Genomic DNA, 21,177 nt, shown 5'->3' with positions numbered 1-21,177 from the left:
CCTCAGTTGACCTTCACCATGCCGCCCTTGATGGTCAGCATGCCGCCGCCATCCACGGTCTGTTCCGCGGCGGCCTTGTTGGTGAGGCTGACGCCGGCGTCATTGGTCAGGGTGGTGCCGGCCTTGTTGTCCAGGGAGGTACCCGCCTGATTGGTGAGCGAGGTGCCGGCCTTGTCGGTGAGCGCCATGCCGGCCTGGGTGGTGAGGTTCTTGTCGCTCTTGGCGGTGAAGTCGCCGCTGCTCTGCAAGGTAAGGGTGCCGGTCACCTTGATGGTGAGGTTGCCGTCCACGGTCAGCTCGCAGTTGCCACTCACCTTGTGGCTGTAGTTGCCGCCGGTGCTGTGGGTCTGGTCGGCGCCAACGCTGACGGTGCGGCTGTCCTTCACGTCGAGGCTGTCGCTGCCTGTCTGGATGGTCACCGTGCGCTTGCCCTTCTCCAGGGTGATGCTCTCGTCGCCTTCCTTCACCGTGCGGGTGCGGGCGTTCTGCACCGTGAGGGTTTCGTCATGGCCGATGGTGGCGGTGCTGTCGTTGAGCACGTTGACGGTCATGTCCTTCTGCGCCTGGAGGAAGACTTCCTCGGCGTCTTTCTTGTCCTCGAAGCGCAGCTCGTTGAAGCCGCCACCGCCCTTGGAGGAGTTGGTCTTGATACCGGACTGGGTCTGATTGTCGGGCAGGGCGTAGGGCAGGGTGTTGTCGCCGTTGTAGACGCAGCCGGTGACCAGCGGGCGATCCGGGTCGCCATCGATGAAGGTGACGATCACCTCCTGGCCGATGCGTGGGATGAACTGCATGCCGAAGCCCTTGCCGCTCCAGGGCAGCACCACGCGCACCCAGCAGGACGAGGTTTCGTCATTCTTGCCGTCGCGGTCCCAGGGGAACTGGATCTTGATACGGCCGTACTGGTCGGTCCAGATCTCCTCGCCGGCCTTGCCCACCACCTGCGCGGTCTGGGTGTGCATGCGCGGCTTGGGCGTGAGCCGAGGCGGGCGGTAGGCGGTGGCCTTGGGGATGGCTTCGAAGCGGTTGCGGTAGTGCTCGTGGCTGGCGTCATGGGTGACGGCGGTCACCACCCAGTCGATATTGAGGCTGGTGTCGTCATGCCCGGTGAGGGTGAACCAGTGGCCGGGCACCAGCCAGCGGCAGTCGCTCTCGCCGATCAGGCGCTTCTCCTGGCTGCGCAGCCCATCGATGCGCTGCTTGGTCAGCGCATCGCCCCGCGCCTTGGCGATATAGCCACCTGGGTGCTCGTACATCGACAGTGGCCCGGCCACCGCTTCGGCATTGCTGTACAGCGAGGTGGTGGGGGTGGTGAAGGCGTAGTCCGTGGCGCTGTACACCCCGCTCACCGCCTGTACGCTGTACTGCGCCGCGCGGATGCCATGCAGCTCGCGCGCGCCGATGCCCTGGCCCAGATAGGGCACCTTCGGCCCGTTGGGAATCTGCACGAAGGCATCGCTGCTGTCGCCCAGCACCAGCGTGTGCTTGCCGTCCTCGTGGGTGAAGAACCAGAAGATGCCTTCCTCCTCCAGCAGCCTCGAAATGAAGGCGAAATCCGTCTCGCCGTACTGCACGCAATACTCGCGCGGCTCATAGCTGCCGGAGAGCGACAGCTTGAAGTCGGTAAAGCCATGACCCTTGAAAATGGTGGTGACGATGTCGCTGGTGGAGAGGTTCTGGAACACCCGGTTGTTGCTGGCCAGCGTCAGCCACCAAAGCCAGGGACGCAGCACCACCTGATAGCGGTCGGCAGTGGCATCGGCGGGGAGCTGGCGGATCTCCGCGACCAGGGCATCGAGGGGGCGTTGGTTGGCGTCGTTGATCAGCAGAATAGAGAAGTGACTGGCTACCAAGTCGACCAGAGCAAGGACGGTGGTGCAATGGGCATCAAGGCAGAGATTGCCTAGATCATTCAGTTGTTCGCCGCCAGTAAGGCCTTGAGCGTGCAACGTGACTGAGGCCGCGCTGTTTACTATGAGACTGGTGGTTTCGTTTGTGGCCATCCGTACCTCGACGTTATGCGTCTTCCAAGGTTACGTACATCAGTGAATGGTCGCTTTTGTTAGTGATCTGTTTGTTGTTGATAGTCTCACTGCACTGACTCCAAAGTACATGGATGTCGAAGTCGACATCATAGGAGACCAGTATGTGTTCGAGATGGTTACGGCTTGGGGTGATGTCTAGGTATTCGTCGAAGAGGGTTTTTCTCTTCATGAATTTCGGTTTCGTACCGCTTTTGTATTGCAGCTGAATGTCGACCAGATACTGCTGCCAGTTTTCTTCCAGTTCCTGCTGTTTGATATTCAGGTCCCCCGCCAGAATAATGCGTTTAGGTGTCATGGTTGGATTAAAGGTCATGGAGGTCTCTACGCCGATCATGGATTCTAGGTTGCTACCGCCCTTGAGTCGCTTGGATAGCTCTCCAGGCGTGTGTACATTGATCGGCGCGTGCCAGTTGGCAATGCGATAATCTTCACCGCCGTGGCTGAGTTCCAGATATATGGGGCTGCGCCCGTGAATTTGGTCGAAGAGTGTCGAGGACCATAGGTATTTCAACTTTATATTTTCAGGATCAAGACGGGGGTCAAAACGTTCGACGGGAGAAATGTTACTGCAGGTGCTTTTGTTGATGATGATGTAATAATTCTTGCCGCCATAACCTTCCGGCGCGCTTGCTACATGCCAGTCATTGCTTGGGAGGGCGTCTAAATATTTGCTCAGGTCGCTATTGTTGCCGACTTCCTGAAGGCAAGCGATGTCAACCTCCACGTCGTCAAGATAAGTAGCTATGACATCTGCCTGGCTTTGGTCGCAAACCTTGGTGTTCCAATTGACTATTTTCACTTTCCCCCATCCTTGTAATGATCCAGACGACCTGGATTGCTCATGGCTACTTCGTCGGTTTTCCTGTCACCCGTATCATTGTCGCGCATTATTCGTTGGGCTCGCCCTGAGTGATTACCAATGGCGTGGGTGCATTTGACCATTCACGAAAATCACTTCTATTGGAACTCTGTTGCTGAGCACTTCCTGGTCTTGCATGAAAAAACTGGCTCAAACTGAAGCTGGCAATCAAAGGGGGTATTTATTCGGAGTGTCGCGCTCTATTGCTTTCAACTTACAAACCCTTATGTCGTCAGCCCTACCAATTGGCAGCGCTGAGTGATATGGAAATCTGTGAGGTCCGGTGCATGGGCCTTTATCAAGCTGAAGAGTTCTGAGCGGTCTATTCCAAACATCTCCCGCGTGGGCGTGGGGATCACAGGGCTTACTTGGCTGCGCTCGTTTATCACTGAGGCGGTCAGCGACTCCACCAGATAGGAGGGCCAGTTGTCGAACATCAGGGAAAACAGAATGGTTAGCTGGTTTCTGTCGGCCAGATTGATATTGATATCGTTGCGAGTGATTGTGATGTCGTGCCATTGTCGTGGTTCGCCGGTCGCAACCTGAGTGATGGGGATAAACGAGTTCAGTGCCGAGATAGAGGCTCCTACCACGGCAATACCGTCGGGAACTTGGGCATTCCATGGCAGTTCGCTCATCGGCGCGGTTTGTTTGTTACGCAGGGTTGGTGTCGTCGTATTGTAGGTAGCGGCCCCTACGATCATGACCTTTCTATCTGCTGTGCCCAGGGCCACAACACCTTCCTCACGTGCTCCCAGTGCGCCGTTCAGATCGATGATTGGTGACAGCGCATCGCCAATGTCCGAGTCGAGAATTTGGTAAAGGCTACTGGTCAGTCTCGTATCGGTATCACCGCCGAGCGCATAGATGAATTGATCAGCAATGTAGTAGTAGTCTTTTCCCTTGATATGAATATGCAGCTTGGTATTCACGATCTCGATTTTTTCAACTTCTTCGAGTCGTTTCAGATCGTTATCTTCACAGAGTTTGATGATCTCGGCGTTGCGTGAACCGGGCAGCACTGCTCCGCTGAATTCGGTTCCGCCCGGGCGGGCGAACCAATTCATACGCGGTGATCTCTGGCTGGCTAGATCCGCTACCCAGGCGGCCGTGGCGCTCCCCCCATAAATGGCACGATCAATATTCGCTGTGTATTCATCAGGATCAGATAGAAAATCAATACCCTCAATGACCTGGGTATAACCGAGGCCTGAAGGGATCGTACCGCTCACGGGAGGAGGCTTGCGTTGAGCGCCTATCCCCGTGGCGATCACGATTCTGTCGACGATCAGTGCATGGTGGTGATCGAACCAGGCGACGTATTTGCCTGGCTGGCTCCGGGATTTGGAAATGCGCTGCACCTTGCGACTCGGGTTGTACCCGTAACGCTTCCCGGCGACGATTCGGCTGACACCTTGTTGGAAAACCCCCGAGGAAAGAAAGTTATCGAGGCTCATCTCTCCGTTGGGGGCCTGAAATGTCGGCACAGGGGTTCCCGGCAGTTGGAGAAGATGGGCAGGCTGCCCCATCGGATGTTCGGCTAGCTTGGCCCAAAGGCCATCTTCACCAACTACTACGGTTTCATGATCGTCGTCTGACGTTTGCAGGAACGCCGCAGCGGAGACACCGGCGCCTATGATCAATCTGATTGGCATGTCATTGTTATCCCTATAACAACATTCAGTCCCGGTGGGACTGTCAAAGTGCTTGAGGCCCAATTCACTCCAACACCCACTCCGCCAACTTCCCCGTCACCTGCGCCATCAGCACATTCTCGATATCCCGTGCACCTGCCGCGCTGCACTTGGCGAGCACGGCCTTGACGATGGCGGGGTCGAAGTCGAACTGTTTGCCGGTGGCGGCCTTGTAGCGTTCGCGCAGTTTTTCCAGCTTGGCCAGGACGATGCCCTCCAGCGTGGCCTCAAGCAGCGGGCGGTAGGGCACCACGGTCATGCGGGCGAGAAAGGCGGGGCGGAAGGCCTGTAGCAGTACCTTGCGCAGGCGTTCGTTGAAGGCGTCGCTGCCGAGCTGGTGCGTAGGGGTGTCCAGCACCAGTTCGGCGCCGACGTTGCTGGTGGCGAGCATCACGGTGTTCTTGAAGTCCACCACCAGGCCGGTGCCGTCCTCCATCACGCCTTTGTCGAAGACGTTGTAGAAGGCTTCCAGCACGTCAGGGTGGGCCTTTTCGATTTCGTCCAGCAGCACCACGGAGTAGGGGCGGCGGCGCACCGCTTCGGTCAGCACGCCGCCGGTGCCGTAGCCGACGTAGCCGGGCGGGGCGCCCTTGAGCTGGCTGACGGTGTGGGCCTCCTGGTACTCGGAGAGGTTGATGCTGATGAGGTTGCGTTCGCCGCCGTAGAGGGCGTCGGCCAGGGCATAGGCGGTCTCGGTCTTGCCGACGCCGGTGGAGCCGACCAGCAGGAACACACCCACCGGCTTGGCCGGGTCGGTGAGGCCGGCGCGGTAGGCCTGGATGCGCTGGGCGATGGTGCCCAGGGCGCTGTCCTGGCCCATGACCCGCTGGCCCAGGCGTTGGCCGAGGGTTCGCACGGCATAGGCTTCGTCGGCGAGCATCTTGCCGATGGGGATGCCGGTCCAGCCGGCGATCACGGCGGCCACGGTGCGCGAATCCACCTGTTCGGGCACCAGCGGGTCGTCCTGGCGGATGGCGTCGAGGCCGGCTTCCAGGCGGGTGAGTTCGGCGGCGAGATGGTCGATGCGCTCGTCCAGGGTTTCATCGGCTTGGCTGGCATCGACACTTTCGCTCAGGGCCAGCAGTTCACGGCGGGCGTCCAGCAGTTCGCGCACGGCTTCGCGCTCCTCGCCCCAGCGGGTGTCCAGCTCGCGGATGGCAGCCTGGTTGCTGGCGGATTCCTGCTCCAGGGTGGTGATGCGTTCGCGGTGATCGAGGCCGGTGGCCTGCTCGCGGCGCAGGCGTTGCAGTTCTTCGCTCACCGCCACCTCACGATGGCGCAGGCTTTCCAGCGGTGGCGGCACGTCGTGCTGGCCGAGGGAGACCCGGGCGCAGGCGGTGTCGAGCACGCTGATGGCCTTGTCCGGCAACTGGCGGCCGGAGATGTAGCGGTGGGAGAGCTTGACCGCGTCCTGGATGGCGCTGTCGAGCACCTGCACACCGTGATGTTGCTCCAGTTTGGCAGCGACGCCGCGCAGCATCTCCACGGCGGTGGCCTCGTCGGGTTCCTCCACCTGCACCAACTGGAAGCGGCGGGCCAGGGCCGGGTCCTTCTCGAAGTACTTCTTGTATTCCAGCCAGGTGGTGGCGGCCAGGGTGCGTAGCTCACCCCGCGCCAGGGCCGGCTTGAGCAGGTTGGCGGCGTCGCTGCCACCCTCGCTGCCGCCGGCGCCGATCAGGGTGTGCGCCTCGTCGATGAACAGGATGATCGGCTGTTCGCTGCCGCGCACGGCGTCGATCACGCCCTTGAGGCGCTGCTCGAACTCGCCCTTGACCCCGGCACCGGCCTGCAGCAGGCCGAGATCGAGCACGCGCAGGATGACGTTCTGCAAGGGCGGCGGCACGTCGCCGGCAGCGATGCGCAGGGCCAGGCCCTCGACCACGGCGGTCTTGCCGACACCGGGGGCGCCGACCAGGATCGGGTTGTTCTGCCGACGGCGCAGGAGGATGTCGATGCTCTGGCGAATCTCGCCGTCACGCCCGACGATAGGGTCGATGCGCCCGGCGCGGGCGTCGGCGGTGAGGTCCTGGGTGTACTGGTCGAGCACGCTGTCCTGAGCGTTTTCCGGGGCGGGACGGACTTTGCCTGCAGGGCCGCCGCCGCTGTGTTCGCGGGACGCTTGCGTCCACTCCAACAGATTGGCGCGCAGGGCTTCACGCGGGATGCGCAGCAGCGAGGCGGCGCTGTTGAGCAGCAGGCTGCGGCGCTCGTCGCGATCGAGCAGCGCAAGCAGCAGCAGACCCGAGCGGATGCTCTGCTGCCCCGTCACGCTGGCCTGAACCACCGCGTCTTCGAGCAGGCCGATGGTCTGGCCGGAGAGGGCGGGGGTGCGTGTACTGCCGGCCTTGAACAGCTCCAGGGCGCGATTGATCTCGGTGGCCACGCTGTCGCGCTCCAGACCGAAGCGCGGCAGCAACCAGGCGAGATCGCCGCCTTCTATGTCCAGTAGTTCCAGCAGCAGGTGCTCGATTTCCACGTAATGATGCGTGCGCTGCAGGCAACGCTGAGCGGCGCGTTCCAGGGCACGGCGGCTGTCTGCGTTGAGGCGACCGATCAGCGCGGCGAGTTCCATCAGGCCGTCTCCTTGTGCCGCAGGCGGGTGTCGATACGCTGCAGGGTGGTCGCCCCGGCGTACTGCAGGTTGCTACTCCAGCGCAGGCGCGGCGGTTGCTGCCGATCCAGGCGCAAGGGATTGCCAGGGCGTACCAGCAGGCGCAGCTGGCATTCGGTATCCGGGCCGAGATAGAGGCTGGCCATATCCGCGAGGCGGACATGGTGTTCCCCGCCAGGCAGATAGGCCGGTGCCTGCTCGGCTGTGAGCGGCCCGAGGGTGAGGCGAATGCCGGCGTGCTCGTCCCACACCCAGGTTCCGGCGATTGCATCGCGCCCCAGGCCGAGGTTGCGCCCACCGCGTTGCAGGCGGCTGCGGCTGGCCGGGGGAATCTTGCGCCAGGCCCCCTGGTAGGCGTCGTAGTCCACGGCCACGCCGAACTGCTGACGCACCAATACGGCGAAGCCAGCCAGAGACCGGCGCGGGCCGTTGAATGACGCGGCGCGGGCGGTTATGGCGGCATCCGGCAGTGCCATGCGATTTTGCAGGCTGCGTGGCAACAGGCCGCTGAGAGCCAGTAGCAGTCGCTGTGCTGGTGCCTGTTGCGGGTGCTGAAAACCCAGCGCCAGACGGTGGCGGCCGAGCACCCGATAGAGCTGTGCGAGCAGGCGGTTGTGGAACAGGTCGAGAAAGTCCGCGGGAGCATGATCCTTGAGGCGCGCCCGCTGTTGCAGCCACTCCTGATAGGCATAGGGCAGTGGGCCGTCGGGGCCGCCGAGGCCAAAGACGGCGGTGCTCAGGATCGGCGGTTGGCCGGGTACGTCCTGCAGATGCGCGACCTGACTGGGGGCGAAGGTGGGCGTCAATGGCCCGCGCAAGCGCACCGCTTCCTGCTCGGGGCTGCTGCCCTGGCCGAGAGGCGTGGCGCCGGGTTGCTCGCGTTCCAGCAGCAGCAGGGCCTGGAGAAACTCGAAGTCCTGTGGGACCTCGCGCAGGCGTTTACTCAGAGGTTCAGGGGCTTGCCGGCCTGGGGCTGCCATGTCCGCACCTCCTTGTCGTGATCCACCAGCACCGTACGCACGAAGCGATTGGGCGTGGCGTAGAGGGACAGGAATTGCGCCAGCACGGCGGAAAACAGGACGGCGCTGCTGCCGGCGAAATGCTCCGCATCCAGGCGGATGCGTACCTCCAGGCCATTGCGCCAGCCGCGCCAGGCATCGTCACCGACCCGCGCCACCACCCGCTCGCAGGTCAACTCCAGCAGGCCTTCCACCTGGCGCCGGGGCCCGGCTTCGTCGCGCAGATTGTGCAGATGCAACAGCTCGCGCAGTGCATCGAGGGCTTCGGGGCCCTCGACCAGCGAGAGGTGGTTGAGGCTCAGTTGTGAAACCAGGCGCCAACGCGAAGGGCCGGACAGCCGTGGCAGGCTTTGCACTGTGGGTGTGTTCAGCAGGCTGGCCTGCGCGACGGGGCCGGGACGTTCGAATCCCAGGCGGGTGCCGGCAGGCAGGTTTTCGGCCAGGTGCCGACTGGTGCACAGCAGTTCGGCGGTAAGGCTGTACTCGGGGGCGTCCTGCAGCGGGTCGAAGGCCGTGTCCACCAGGCTCAGCAGCAGATCGCTGCCCGGCTGCGCGGGGTTCAGGCCCTGCACCCGGCGAGCGTACCAGTAGAAGCCTTCACCGCCATGGTTATGCCCGTAATAGGCCGGCACCCGGCGCACGCCCCTGGGCGTCGCGGCACGCATGCTGCGAATGCTGTGGATCTCCACGCTTTTTTCGCGGTGGGCGTCGGCCACCAGACGGTATTCGCTGCGAGTGCCATCCGGGCGCAAGGGCTCGGAGGTGCGCGGGAACAGGTTGATGGCCGGCGTGCAGCCCAGGCGCAGTTCACTGGCTTGCAGGTGAGGGCGGCCTGCAGGGGCGTGGTCGAAGGCGATCACCAGTTGGCACGCCTGGCCGCCTTCTGCCGGTGGCAGCACTGGCAGATCGAAGAAGGCGAACTTGTCGGGGAAGGCGAAGTATTCGGCGAGCAAACGCAAGCCTGGGTGCTGGCCATCTTCATCAGGCAGCAAGGCCTGGTCGTCGGCGAAGCCCACGGGTGTGGCAGTGCCGGATACGCGGCACAGCGGCTTGCCGGGTGAACCGCTCCATAGCCCGAGACAGTGAGCCGCGAGCAGGTCGTAGAGGATGGCGTTGGTCATCGGGGACGCTGCCAGGTGCACGCGCAGGCTGCGCACCGGCAATTGCGCCCAGTCGAACTCGCCGAGGCATTCCAGGGTCAGGCGCAAGGCCGAGCGGGCCAGCGGATGGCCGCTGAACGCCACCGCCGCATCGCCATCGAGCAGCGTGGCTTCACTGATGCGCAGCGGCCAGAGTTCGACCTGTGCACTGGTGCGCCAGTGCACGCTGGCCTGATCGCGCGTGGTGACGAACAGGGGGGTATCGCGTGGCAGGCTGTAACCCTCGGCAAGATTGCCCTGGGTCGGATCGGGCTCGAACTGCACGATGGCGCAGGAGGGCAGGGGACGCAGGGCCAAAGGGTAGAGTTGTTCCAGCAGGGCATCGCTGAATTCGGCGTAGTCGTCATCGAGGCGACGGTGCAGGCGAGCGGTCAACAGGGCGAACCCCTCCAGCAGGCGCTCGACGTGCGGATCAGGACATTCTCCGGGCGCCAGTTCCAGGCGCCGGGCCACCTTGGGATGGCGCTGGGCGAAGCCAGCGCCGGCATGGCGCAACCACGTCAGCTCGCGCTGGTAATAATCGAGCAGTTCAGCGTCGATCGAGTCACTCATGGCGTACCTCTATCCCCTCGTCGCCGGACGCGAGCAGAAATGTAGCCGGCCAGGTGTGTTGCCCTTCACGCAGACGCCCGGCAAGCCGGATGCTCAATCGCTGAGGCTGTCCAGGCGAGGGCTCGACGTCGATGTCGCTGAGTTGCAAGCGTGGCTCGAAGTGCTGCACGGCGGCACGCACCTCGCGCAACAGCAGACGGCGATCATCGGCGCGCAAGGCTTGCAGGCCTGTCCAGTCGGCAATGCCGTAATCGAGCAGCGTCAGTGATTGCCCTGCAACACGCTGCGGGCGCCGGGTATTGAGCAAGCGCATCAACTCCTGGCGAACGGATTCGGCCAATGCCTCGCGGTCGAAGGCCGGCGCCTCGTCCGCCTCGGCGGACAGACGCTCGAACAGGGGCGCACGCACGCCTCGGCCTGCTTACTTGACGAGCTTGTTGGCCGCCAGATCCCAGGTGGAGGCCGCGGTGCCCTCCTTGGTGCCATCGTCCTTCTGTGCGGTGAGTTCCCATTTGATCTTGGTGAAGTTCATCGACAGGGTTTCCACCGGTTTGCCGCCGGCTCCGCCGCTGACGCTGACGTTGGAAAGCACGACGTTGTCGAGGGTGTAGACGATGAAGGACAGCAGCTTGCCGTCACTTTCGGAAGCGTTGCGGCCGATGGTGATGGTGGCCTTGGTGATGGGCTTGCCGGCGCAGCAGTATTCGTTGAGCGAAGGCGTGGAGGTGTCGACGAATTTGGTAACGGTGAACTCGCCGATATGCGGTTTGCCGGAGGTACGTTCCGAGTTGCTGACGTCGTTGGTGACCTGCATCGCCACGTTGTGGCTGTAGGACATCAGTTCGATCTTGTCGGTGTAGCCCTCGAGCAGGCTGTCGCCTTTGATGTCGTCGCCGAGGTCGAGAATGATGGCATCCATTGCGGATAACTCCTGGGTCTGGGAACGGGGTGGATCATGCGTGGAGCGCGTCCCCGCCGGGTGTGCCGGCGGGGCGTCCGGATCAAGCTGCGGCTGGTGGCGGCAGGCTGGCTACCAGGCGAATCGAGGCGGTCAGCTCCTCCAACTGGAAGTGCGGGCGCAGGAATACCGTGGCGCGGTAGACGCCCGGCTTGCCGGCGACTTCCGAAACGTCCACGCGTGCTTCGCGCAGCGGGTACTGGGCCTTGATTTCCTGAGGCGCGTTGTCGTTGATCAGCACGTAGTCCGCGATCCAGTTGTTGAGGTAGGTCTGCACGTTGTCGCGGGTCATGAAGCTGCCCACCTTGTCGCGCATGATCACCTTGAGGTAGTGGGCGAAGCGCGAGGCCGCCAGCACGTACGGCAGCATGGCCGAGATGCGCGCGTTGGCATTGGCTTCGTTGGTGTTGTAGACCTTGGCCTTGTTGGTGGTCTGGCCGCCGAAGAACACGGCCATATCGGTGTTCTTCTTGTGGCACAGGGTGATGAACCCGAGGTCGTTGAGTTCCTTCTCGCGGCGGTCGGTGATCGCCACTTCGGTCGGGCATTTCAGCGACAGGTCGCCGGACAGGGTGCGGAACGTATGAGCCGGCAGGTCCTCCACCGCGCCACCCCCTTCGGCTCCCCGGATCGCCGCGCACCAGCCGTACTTGGCGAAGGCCGTGGTGATGCGTACGGCCATCAGCCAGGCCGCGTTGCCCCAGAGGTACTTGGAGTGATCGGTACCGTTGACGTCTTCGACATAGCCAATGCCTTCCACCGGCTTGGTGTCCGGGCCGTAGGGCAGGCGCAGGAGGAAGTTCGGCAGCACCAGGGAGACGTAGCGCGAGTCTTCGCTCTCGCGGAAGCTGCGCCACTTGATCAGCTCCAGGCTCTCGAAGATCTTGCTGAGATCGCGCGGGACGGCCAGTTCGGTGAAGCTGTTCATGTCGAACAGCTTGGGATTGGCAGCCGCGATGAAGGGCGCATGAGCCGCGGCGGCGACGTTGGAGAGTTTCTCCAGCAAGGCCACGTCCTGCGGGTGGCGGCCGAAGGCGTAGTCGCCGACCAGCAGGCTGAAGGGGTGCCCGCCGAACGTGCCGTATTCCTCTTCGTAGATTTTCTTGAAGAGCGCGCTCTGGTCGAATTCGACCGCTTTTTCAAGATCGTTCTGCAGCTCTTTCTGCGTGACGTTGAGCAGGCGCAGCTTCAGGCGGGTGCTGGTTTCGGTCTGATCCACCAGCATGTGCAGGCCACGCCAGGAGGCTTCCAGCTTCTGCAGGTCGGGGTGGTGCAGCACCTCGTTGAGCTGGTCGCTGATCAGCTTGTCGATCTGGCTGATGCGGTCGTTGATCATGGCCACCGTGTCCTTGTCGATGGACATGCCTTCATCGAGGACTTGGGTAGCGAACTCCGCGAGCATGTCGCGGGCGTAGTCCTGCTGGCTCTCGTCGTGAGCCATGCGGCCCTCGGCGATGATGCGGTCGAGCAGGGTCAAGGTCTCGGTCGTGCTCTCGCTGGATGCACCGGCTTCTGTTGCCATTGCGTTGTCTCCGGAAAGTCGAGGGTCGGTCAGGCCTGGTCGGCCGGTGCTTCACCATCGGCAGCGGCGTCGGCCGCCGGGGCTTCGTCTTCAGGCCGCGAGGACTTGATTTCCTGTAGCCCTTCGGTGTTGCTCACCACGTCCTGCAGCAACTTGTCGAGGTCATCGTTGCCATCGAGTTTGGTGAGCAGGTCACGCAAGCGTTGGCGCGCTTCGTAGAGACGACGCAGCGGGGTGATCTGCTTGACGATGTTGACCGGATCGAAGTCGTCGAAATGACGAAAACGCAGCTCGACGTTGATCTTGCTGCCGTCGCCGCTGATGGTGTTCTCCACCTGCAGGGTGCTGCGCGGCTCGATGGAAGCGAGCACTTCGTTGAAATTGTCGCGGTCGATCTCGGTGAACCGACGGTCGATCAGCTTGGGCAGGGGGGTGTCCGGCTTGCCGGAAAGATCGGCGAGGATGCCGACCACCAGGGGCAATTCCTTTTTCTCGATGGCGTTGCCGATCTCGACGTCATAGGTGATCTGGACGCGGGGAGGGCGGATTCGATCCAACTTGTGTTGAGTGCTTTCAGCCATGTCGGTTGGGCTCCGGGGTGATACCGGGAGCGCATTGCAGCGGACGAACCCGTGCTCGCACTCCGTTGCTGGATCACGACGATGACGGGTTGGCTGAACAGCGAGCCCATCCTTGGCGATCCATCCTCATTCGCCACGAAGACGAACTTTCATAGACGCTAGATCAGGTCTATAAATTTGCAAACGTGAAGTTCAAGGTGAAATTCTCATGACGCAGGGACGTGCGACCTCCTATCGCTTTGCCGTGTTGCTGAGCCTCCTGATGGCCCTGTGCGGCTGTTCCTTTCGCGGCGAAAGAATCCAGTTGGACAGCCTGACGCTGGATGTGGCGGAGCAGGCCAATGACGACACGCCGATTGCCGTTGACTTCGTTGCCGTGCATGACCCGGATCTGCTCAAGCTGCTTTCCGAAATTCCCGCCAGGCAATGGTTCGCCGAGCGGGGGCAGTACGAGCGCGACTACCGGAATCTGTTTTCGGTGTGGGGGCTGGAACTCGTGCCGGGGCAGTTTCGCGATGTGCGCGACTTCCCCTTCGCCGGCGATGGGGCCGCTGGACTTTTGGTATTCGCCGGCTATAACACCCCTGGCGTGCATCGTTTGCGCCTGAACGAATCAGGCCGAGTGTGGCTGCGTTTCGACAGCAGGGAAATGCGCCTGCTGACCGGTCAAGATCGTTAGCCCAGCGTTGCGCGTGTGCATGCCAAACAGCGGATGTCGAAGGGGAGTGCTATGAAGGTGTTGCCGGATGCAGTCTGCTGGCACGAGGGCATGCAGCTATTGCCTCAGCATTTTCAGTTGCAGGGACTGCGCGCAGAAGTCGTCACGGCGCTGTGCGCCAATGCTGCAAACCCCTGGTTCTGGGGGGTGAGCGAACTGGAAGTGGACCCGGCGGCGCTCAGTACCGGTCTGGTCCGTATCCAGTCGCTCGAGGCGATCCTGCCTGATGGTCTGCCCGTCAGCGTGCAGCCAGCTGGCGACAGGGGGCTCGAGCTCGATGTGGGGCCTGCCGTGGCGGCTTCGGCCAATGCCTGCGTGACTCTCTACCTGGCAGTCAATCCGCTTGGCCGCAGCGGGCAGGTGTTGCCACTCAACGGGCGTCTGCGATCCCTCTGCGGAGATGCGGTGCCCGATCTGGCCAGTGGCGAACATCCCGAGCCGGTGTTGATCTGGCGCCCCAATCTGCGCCTGGTGACCGACAGCGAGAGGGCCGATTCGGTCTGCCTGCCGCTGTTGCGTATCGCCAGGGAGGGGGGCGGTTTCGTCAGGCAGGCGTACGTGCCGCCGATGTCGCTGATCCTGCCGGAATCGCAGTTGGGGCAGATGGTCGCGGCATTGTGCGCGCGAGGGCGAGAAAAATGTATGTTCCTGGCCGGGCGCCTACGCCAGGCCGAGCAGGCGGGCAATCGCGATGACGTGCAGGAGCTCAGGCGGCAGCTGACGGCTCTCTGGTCCCGGCTCCCCGAGGTCGAAGTGGCCCTGAATGGCCGAGTGGCGACGCCGGCGCACCTGCATGGCCTGTTGGCCGGCTTGGCGGGCGCCTGGTGTGCGCTCGACCCGCTCAATGGCGTGCCAGCGTTCGCGCCGCTTGATTTTCTCGATCTCAAGCACGGCTTCGACGAGGTCATCGCATGGCTTCATCGGAGCCTGGACAGTATCCGTGTCGGTTACCGCTGCCTGGTTTTCGAGCAGTCCGAGCAGGGCTTTGCCATCGACTTGCCGGATAACCAGACGCGTCGACAACGCCTGATCGTCGGGCTGCGCATGCCCGCCGGTACAGGGCAGCAGGCCGCGCAGGCCTGGCTGGCCCAGGCCGTCATCGCGTCGCAGCAGCATGTCGCCACGCTCCGCCAGCAGCGCATGAGCGGCCTGCCGCACCAGCCGATGAGTCGCAATGAGCGAACGGCCTATGGAGTGGGTGAGGAGACCCATCTCTTCCTGATCCAGGCAGCCGGTGACTGGTTCGATCCCGAACAGCCGCTATGTCTGGCCGCGACCTCGCAGAGAGCGGCGGCAAACCCCTGGCAGGTTCTGCTGTTCACCGCCGATACCCCCTGAGATCCGCCAGCCAAGCCAAGGAAGTCTAGATGTCGGAAAGGAGCGTTGCGCTGTACCCACCCGAATTCGGTGAAGCCCCCCTGAGTCTGGCATTTCGTGAGGCGTGGATCGAATGGCGGGAAACCTGGGAGGGCATTGCCGGGCTCAGCAATGCGGGCAATGAGCAGGTCGAGCGCATGGCGGAAGCCACGATTCTGGTTGTCCGCCGTCTGTGGCGCGCGGCATTCGCCAGCGTGGGGGCATCGTCCTCGAGCCAGGTCAAGGCAATGGTGTATGCGTTCGTGGCCCTGGTCGACGAACGCCTGCTGTTCGATGAATGGCCAGGGCGTACGGCTTGGCAGCCACGCCCCCTGGAAGCACGCTTGTATGGCTCGCGTACCGCGGGCGAGCGCCTGCCCCGCGCCATTCACAAGCTGCTCAAGGAGCGTGCGCCGGCTTCGCGTGATCTGGCCAACGTCTATCTGCAATGCCTGATCCTGGGTTTCTATGGCGGCTTGCGCAGTGATCGTGGGCGTGCGCTGCACACACGCTGGCGCCATGCGCTGTTCACCTTCGCCTGGCAGCGCGAACCTGCGGCAGCAGAGGTGATATCCAGCCTGGCCCGGCCCACCCGGGCGTCCCCCTTGCGCTTGCCGTTGCGCCGTGCGCTGCCCGACGGCGTGCGCCTGAGCCTGGCGATCTGCGGTTTGCTGCTGTTGCTGAGCCTGGCCGGGCACTGGATGTGGCGTGACATCCAGTCGGAGCTGACGCCACTGCTGCATCTGGTCAGCCTGGATGAGGCGCAATGAGTACGCTGGCGATCATCCTCAGTCTGCTAGGCGTGCTCCTGCTGCTGCTGGCATTGGCCGCACTGTTCTGGTGGCTGCGGACGCAATCGGGCATGGCGATCCGCAGCTTCTATGCCGCGGTGCGCAAGATGGAGCACGAACAGGGAATCGAGTCGCGCTATCAGGTGCCCTGGCTGATGCTGCTCGGTGATCCGCGCGAGGGCAGCCAGCTTTGCCTCGATTGGCAACTCACGCCTGCAGGCCGTCCGGCGTGGTTCGGGCGCTGGTGGGCGGATCAGGACGGCGCCTTGCTGGTGGTACCCCAGAGCATCTTCCTGCCCAGCGATGGCGGCAATGCGTCCACCTTCGTCTGGCGGCGCCTGCTCAGCATGTTGCTCAGGCTGCGTGGCCAGCGCCCACTGGATGGCGTGATCTGGAACATTCCCCTCAATCAGTTGCAGGACGGTGCGCAAGGTGCTGCCGATGTGATCGTGCTGCGCCGGCGCTTTGCGGAACTGCTGCAACGCCTGGGACTGAGCGTGCCGGTCTATGTCCTGATCAGCGGTTTCGAGGAAATGCCAGGTTTTCAGGAGCTGGTCGCCGCACTCCCCGAAGAGGGACGCGAGCGTCTGCTGGGCTGGTCATCGCCCTATGGGCTGGATGCCGGCTGGCAAAGCTACTGGCTCGACGATGCGCTGGAAGCCGTGGTGCAGAACATGCAGGCCGCGATCATCGAGGTCGGCGCCTTGAAGGGCGAGCTGGCCGAGGATCTGTACCGTCTGCCGGACCTTTTGCTGGAATTGAAGGGCAATCTCCGTACCCTGCTGGAGCCGGTCTTTCAGGGCAATACGCAGGGAGAGGCGCCCAGATTCCGTGGCATCTACCTCGGCGCGGCGCAAGCGCTCGCCGAGTCGACGCAGCTCTACCCCGGAGAGGTGCCAGCGGCACAAGGCGTCTTCACCCAAGCGCTCTGGCGGCAGCGGCTGATCGCGGAACAGGGCCTGGCACAGGCGCTACCGCGCATACTGCGTCTGCGCCAACGCTGGCAGATGACCGTCGGCGGCATTGCCGTCGTATTCGCGCTGTGCTGGCTGCTGGGCATGCTATGGGTGTGGCAGGAGCGACAGGAGGATGCCCGCGTACTGAGCAGCCTGCTGCAGGAAACCCATGCCGGACACGTCAGTCTGCGCGCGCCGGAACGTCGTCAGGAGCAGGCAAGGCTCAATGTGCAGGCGTTCTGGGAGCTGCTGCAGCAGGCGCCGCGCTGGCATTTTTCATCGCTGGTCTATCCCTCGTCCTGGGGCACGTCCCTGGATCAGCAGATGGATCAACTGTTGCGCGGCATGGCGCGCCGCGAAGCCCTGGTGCCGTTGCAACAACTGCAGGACTACCAACTGCAAAGCTTGCTGGTGATCCGCAATGAACAGCGCCGCCCGGACGTGCAGAGCGCCCAGCCGGATCAATGGCCGAACTACGTCAAGGCACGCACCCTGGCGGAGGGCGTGGTCAGCCTCGAACGGCACAATAACCTGCTCAACAACGCGCTGACCGGCCAGGAAGGCGTCACCGAATCGCTTGCCCAGCTGGGCAACGACGCGCTGGGGCTCAGCCTCGACCCCTCCAGCCTGTCCAGACGTGCATTCTACGACCGGACCCTGCGCCATCTGTCCGCACCAGGCCTGCGCCCCGTGGATCTGGAACCCAACGGCAAGCAGCTTTCCGCGCATTTCCAGGGCTTGATGAAGTTCTGGCTGGAGCAATACTTCCTGGCCGGCAATTTCGTCACGCCCGCCGGCTATCTCAAGAGGCACCTGAGCGATCTGGAATATGGCCGCGATACCTCGCTGAAGAAACTCGAGGAAATCAACGCACTGATCGGCCATCTGGACGACCTGATCGTCCTCACCAACTCCGCCTGGAGCCATGGCAGCGGGGAAGAGCTCGTGCCTGGCTTTCGTGACCTGATGAACGACGTGAAGCAGAGCCGTCTGCTGGGGCCGACCATCGAAGCCTCCGTCACGCAGGAGGCCGAACAGTTGCGCAAGACCTTCCACAGCCAGTGGATCGAAGAGTCCGCGAGCCGCAACAACCTCCTGCAGCGCCAGGCGGGTGGAACGCTGGTCTTGCAGAAGAACATCAGCAAGCTGGCCAGAAGCATCGATGACCTGCTCCAGCGCGACTTCGCCGTGAGCGCGATGCGCCGCCCGGATGGCAGCCTCGACACCCGAGCCCTTGGCGATGTGAGCGAGCAGCAGATAGCTCAGGCGCTGGTCTACCAGCAGAGTTACCAGGACTTCGTGGCGCAGGAGCTGGCTCAGATAGCGCCGGATTATCGTGCGGGCATGCTCAAGGCCGCCGAACAGGCCGCTGCGTTGGCCATGTGGTCGGCGTTGACCTCGTCGGGCGGTTCCTACAGCGACGACGCTACGCAGAACCAGTTCAATGTCTCCGTCGAACAGGCCATGCAAGTGATCCAGGCACTCAAGGGGCTGGGCCGCGCCGATCTGGCCAGCACCCTGCAATCGCAGTTGACCTTGCGCGCCATGGCGGACGTCGCCGAGGTACTGGCGGATATCGACACCTTGCCGCTGTTCACCCTGCGTTATCCGATTGCCGAGTGGGACGGCAAACCCAACCTGGGGCTGAAGCTGTTCCGGGCCACCGACATTCAGGATCTGAAAGCCTCCCTGGCCCGACAGTTCACCGATATCAGCACCAGTACCGACAAGGTACTGCCCGAGCTGACGTGGCTGAGGGCACAGAATGATCTGCCACTGCCGCTGCAGGAGAAGGTATCCCGCCTGGGTTCGATAAACGATGACATGAAGAAGTACAAGGCGCAGAACCCGACCAGCGCTCCCGCGTTGTTCGAGCAGCTGGTGAGCCGGGACCTGGTGGAAATGGACATCGGCAACTGCCGCCAGGTGCTCTCGACCGCGAGCCTGCCGCCAGGCGATGGCGATCTGGCGCGTTATACCCAGGGCATATCGGAGCAGGCCCGGCAGCGCTGCAACGAATTGCAGACACAGGGCGCGGCACAAGCCTGGAGCGCGCTGGCGAGCTACTTCAATCAGTATCTGGCCGGCCGTTTTCCGTTCTCCTACAACCTCGATAGCAGCGATGCCGACCCGGCCCGCGTCAAGCATCTGCTGGAACTGATCGACACCCATCTGGAGGCGGCCGAGAAAGGGCTGGCACTGGCGCCGGCAGGTAACCGACTGGCCGCGGAGGACTTCCTGGCACGGATGAAACAGGCCAGGAGCTGGCTCGGGCCGCTGTTCATTCGCGATCAGTCAGGTGTCATCGGCGTCGAGCTGGAGGTACGTTGGCGGACGGATCGAGAAGACGAGGAGGGCGCCGACCAGGTGATCGCCTGGACACTCAACGGCGCGGGCCATCAGATCGCGCATCCTGGCGAGAGTGGCCAGCGCCTGCGCTGGAATGTCGGCGATCCGCTGCAGCTCGTGCTGCGCTGGGCGCGTGACAGCAACCAGCGCCCGGTGATCGATCCGCTGCAAGCGAGCATGGCCGTCAACGGCCTGGAGGCTGGCTGGGAATACCGCGGGCCGTGGGCGCTGCTGCGCATGATGCGCGTGCATGTGGTGCCGCAGCATCTGCCGAACACGGACTACACGGACTTCCCCCTGACCCTGCAGGTGCCGGTACGCGGCATGCTGGATGCCAGCCCGCAGGCGCAGATGTTCATGCGCCTGTCGCTGCTCAGCCAGGGAAGCAAGCTGCCTTTATCGATCCAGCCGCTGCCGGTGGTTGCACCCGCATCGCCGTTTGCCAGTTTCCAGTTGCAGGCCTCGTACGATGAGGCGCCACCGCTATGAGCCATTTGTCCATCGAGCCTTATCTCCAGCCCATTCCAGGTGATGCGGTCTGCGGACCGAGCCTGCGTTACGAGGGCGCCTGGGATCGCCTGCGGGAGCTGCGCCGCGAAGACGACGCGAGCCTGCCCACTGGCGTCTGGCAAAGTGAACTCAAGCGTGGCGACTGGGCGGCGCTGGAGCAGTTGGCCGGTGACCTGCTGCGTGAACGCAGCAAGGATCTGATGATCGCCGTGTGGCTAGGCGAAGCCTGGATCAGACGCCATGCACTGGCTGGGTTGGCTGCAGCCCTGGAGCTGCTGTGCGAGTTGTGCGAACGCTATCCCGATACGCTGCATCCGCAGCCAGAGGAGGGTGATCGTTCCTGGCGCGTCTTCCCCCTGGAGTGGCTGATCCGCCAGTACAGCGACACCGTGCAGACCCAGGTCGCGCTCTTTGGCCTTGATGTCGGCGTCACCCTGCACGACTGGCTGCAGTTGCAGCAGCGCCAGGTGCAGATGAGCGACAGCAAGCAGGACAAGATCGCCGCCGAAGCTGCCCGGCTGGAGTATCGCAAGCTGCAGGAAAAGCTCAGGCAAACCCCGGTGACGGACTTCCAAACCGCTGACGCCGAACTGCAAGCCGCTCTTGCCGCCCTTGAGCGTCTGGATCACTGGAGCGATGAATGGCTGGCAGAGTTGGCGCCCAGCTTCGGTTCATTACGCCATACATTGATCGAGCTACGTGCTCAGCTCGAGGAATTCATCCCGCCAGCCGAGTCTCCTTCATCCAATCCTGAGAGCGATGCCGTCATGGACGAGCCGACTACCGAACCGACTGTCCCTGCGCCGCCTGCTGCGGGTGTACCCAGCAGTCGTGAGCAGGCCTATCGGCAACTGGCACAGATTGCCGATTATCTGGCCAAGACCGAACCGCACAGCCCGGTGCCTTATGTCATCCGCAGGGCAGTGGAGTGGGGCAACCAGCCGCTCGGTGAGCTACTGGATGAGTTGATCAGCGCCGATGCCGAGTCCCGGCGCCTATGGAAGCTGCTCGGCGTTCTCAAGTGACCTTCGAGCACAGTATGGCCAGCGCTCTGGGCGCGCAGATTGATCTGCATGTCGGGTCGGGTATGCGCGTCCTCGTCGGTGCAATGACGAGTGCAGTCTCAGCTGGCGAAAGTTTTGAGTCGTGACGTATCGAGGCGAGTTGGTCTGTAGCGTCGACTGTCCATGCGCTTATCCATCCGGTGCAAAGCAGCGCCGAAAGACTCGGATAGATTTGGAAGACGGTTGGGCGTCGACGAGCAACGATTAGGCAGGTTGGAGTTTTCCAGCTGGACGACGTGGCAAGCCGGGAGGTGGTCATCGATATACGTGATTTAACATAATATACATTATGCGAAGTATTGGGTTGGAAGAAACCACCAGGGCGCCAGACAAAACACTCTGCGCACGCATGCAACCAACACATGAGAACAGACACCGCTACCGGTCTGAAACCTCCGCAGCACTACGGATGGTGAACGGCCAATGCGACAG

General features: G+C 62.9%; 15 protein-coding genes. 5 read left to right on the top strand and 10 right to left on the bottom strand.

The genetic code is table 11. The annotated features are described in order from the left end of the window. Positions 1 to 2: 2 nt before the first annotated feature. The 10 genes from tssI to tssB form a co-directional block, all read right to left on the bottom strand. A complete protein-coding gene (gene tssI, locus EPK82_RS04080; RefSeq protein WP_134675848.1) occupies positions 3 to 2,003 on the bottom strand; it encodes a type VI secretion system Vgr family protein in 2,001 nt (666 codons plus the stop codon). A 13-nt stretch (positions 2,004 to 2,016) separates the two neighbouring features. After that, positions 2,017 to 2,844 carry an exonuclease/endonuclease/phosphatase family protein gene (locus EPK82_RS04075; RefSeq protein WP_134675847.1) on the bottom strand — a complete coding sequence of 276 codons (828 nt, stop codon included), beginning with the start codon at positions 2,842 to 2,844 and terminating at the stop codon, positions 2,017 to 2,019. Positions 2,845 to 3,128: 284 nt separating this feature from the next. After that, the gene (locus tag EPK82_RS04070) at positions 3,129 to 4,559 is read right to left on the bottom strand and encodes an NAD(P)/FAD-dependent oxidoreductase (RefSeq protein WP_134675846.1); all 1,431 of its coding nucleotides are present in this window, start codon (positions 4,557 to 4,559) and stop codon (positions 3,129 to 3,131) included. A gap of 64 nt (positions 4,560 to 4,623) precedes the next feature. Continuing rightward, the gene (gene tssH, locus EPK82_RS04065; protein WP_134675845.1) at positions 4,624 to 7,170 is read right to left on the bottom strand and encodes a type VI secretion system ATPase TssH; all 2,547 of its coding nucleotides are present in this window, start codon (positions 7,168 to 7,170) and stop codon (positions 4,624 to 4,626) included. Beyond that, positions 7,170 to 8,189: a type VI secretion system baseplate subunit TssG gene (tssG, locus tag EPK82_RS04060; RefSeq protein ID WP_134675844.1), complete on the bottom strand. Its 1,020-nt coding sequence runs from the start codon at positions 8,187 to 8,189 to the stop codon at positions 7,170 to 7,172. Before tssG ends, tssH begins: the two co-directional genes overlap by 1 nt. Next, positions 8,153 to 9,940: a type VI secretion system baseplate subunit TssF gene (gene tssF, locus EPK82_RS04055; protein WP_134675843.1), complete on the bottom strand. Its 1,788-nt coding sequence runs from the start codon at positions 9,938 to 9,940 to the stop codon at positions 8,153 to 8,155. The genes tssG and tssF overlap by 37 nt, the downstream gene beginning before the upstream one ends. Next, positions 9,933 to 10,349, bottom strand: a complete 417-nt coding sequence (gene tssE / locus EPK82_RS04050; protein ID WP_134675842.1) for a type VI secretion system baseplate subunit TssE — start codon at positions 10,347 to 10,349, stop codon at positions 9,933 to 9,935. Before tssE ends, tssF begins: the two co-directional genes overlap by 8 nt. 12 nt (positions 10,350 to 10,361) lie before the next feature. Next, positions 10,362 to 10,859: an Hcp family type VI secretion system effector gene (locus EPK82_RS04045; RefSeq protein WP_037056770.1), complete on the bottom strand. Its 498-nt coding sequence runs from the start codon at positions 10,857 to 10,859 to the stop codon at positions 10,362 to 10,364. Positions 10,860 to 10,941: 82 nt separating this feature from the next. Continuing rightward, positions 10,942 to 12,420, bottom strand: coding sequence for a type VI secretion system contractile sheath large subunit (tssC, locus tag EPK82_RS04040; RefSeq protein ID WP_037056768.1), 1,479 nt, complete (start codon positions 12,418 to 12,420; stop codon positions 10,942 to 10,944). Positions 12,421 to 12,449: 29 nt separating this feature from the next. After that, a complete protein-coding gene (gene tssB, locus EPK82_RS04035) occupies positions 12,450 to 13,001 on the bottom strand; it encodes a type VI secretion system contractile sheath small subunit (protein WP_037056766.1) in 552 nt (183 codons plus the stop codon). Positions 13,002 to 13,209: 208 nt separating this feature from the next. Here tssB and EPK82_RS04030 point away from each other — a divergent pair, with 208 nt between their 5' ends. The 5 genes from EPK82_RS04030 to tssA are packed head-to-tail and all read left to right on the top strand — an operon-like array spanning position 13,210 to position 20,706. Continuing rightward, the gene (locus tag EPK82_RS04030; RefSeq protein WP_134675841.1) at positions 13,210 to 13,680 is read left to right on the top strand and encodes a type VI secretion protein; all 471 of its coding nucleotides are present in this window, start codon (positions 13,210 to 13,212) and stop codon (positions 13,678 to 13,680) included. A gap of 51 nt (positions 13,681 to 13,731) precedes the next feature. Further along, complete coding sequence (tssK, locus tag EPK82_RS04025) at positions 13,732 to 15,057, top strand: type VI secretion system baseplate subunit TssK (RefSeq protein ID WP_134675840.1); 1,326 nt, start codon at positions 13,732 to 13,734, stop codon at positions 15,055 to 15,057. Between the two features lie 29 nt (positions 15,058 to 15,086). Continuing rightward, complete coding sequence (locus EPK82_RS04020) at positions 15,087 to 15,845, top strand: DotU family type IV/VI secretion system protein (protein WP_037056760.1); 759 nt, start codon at positions 15,087 to 15,089, stop codon at positions 15,843 to 15,845. After that, positions 15,842 to 19,660, top strand: a complete 3,819-nt coding sequence (locus EPK82_RS04015) for a type VI secretion system protein (protein WP_134675839.1) — start codon at positions 15,842 to 15,844, stop codon at positions 19,658 to 19,660. The genes EPK82_RS04020 and EPK82_RS04015 overlap by 4 nt, the downstream gene beginning before the upstream one ends. Beyond that, positions 19,657 to 20,706, top strand: coding sequence for a type VI secretion system protein TssA (tssA, locus tag EPK82_RS04010; RefSeq protein WP_037056756.1), 1,050 nt, complete (start codon positions 19,657 to 19,659; stop codon positions 20,704 to 20,706). Before EPK82_RS04015 ends, tssA begins: the two co-directional genes overlap by 4 nt. Positions 20,707 to 21,177: the final 471 nt, after the last annotated feature.

Origin of the sequence: Ectopseudomonas khazarica (assembly GCF_004521985.1) — a bacterium.
In the GTDB taxonomy this organism is placed as follows: domain Bacteria; phylum Pseudomonadota; class Gammaproteobacteria; order Pseudomonadales; family Pseudomonadaceae; genus Aquipseudomonas; species Aquipseudomonas khazarica.
The sequence above is the reverse complement of the archived record's forward strand: the minus strand, read 5'-3'. Positions and strand labels throughout refer to the sequence as shown.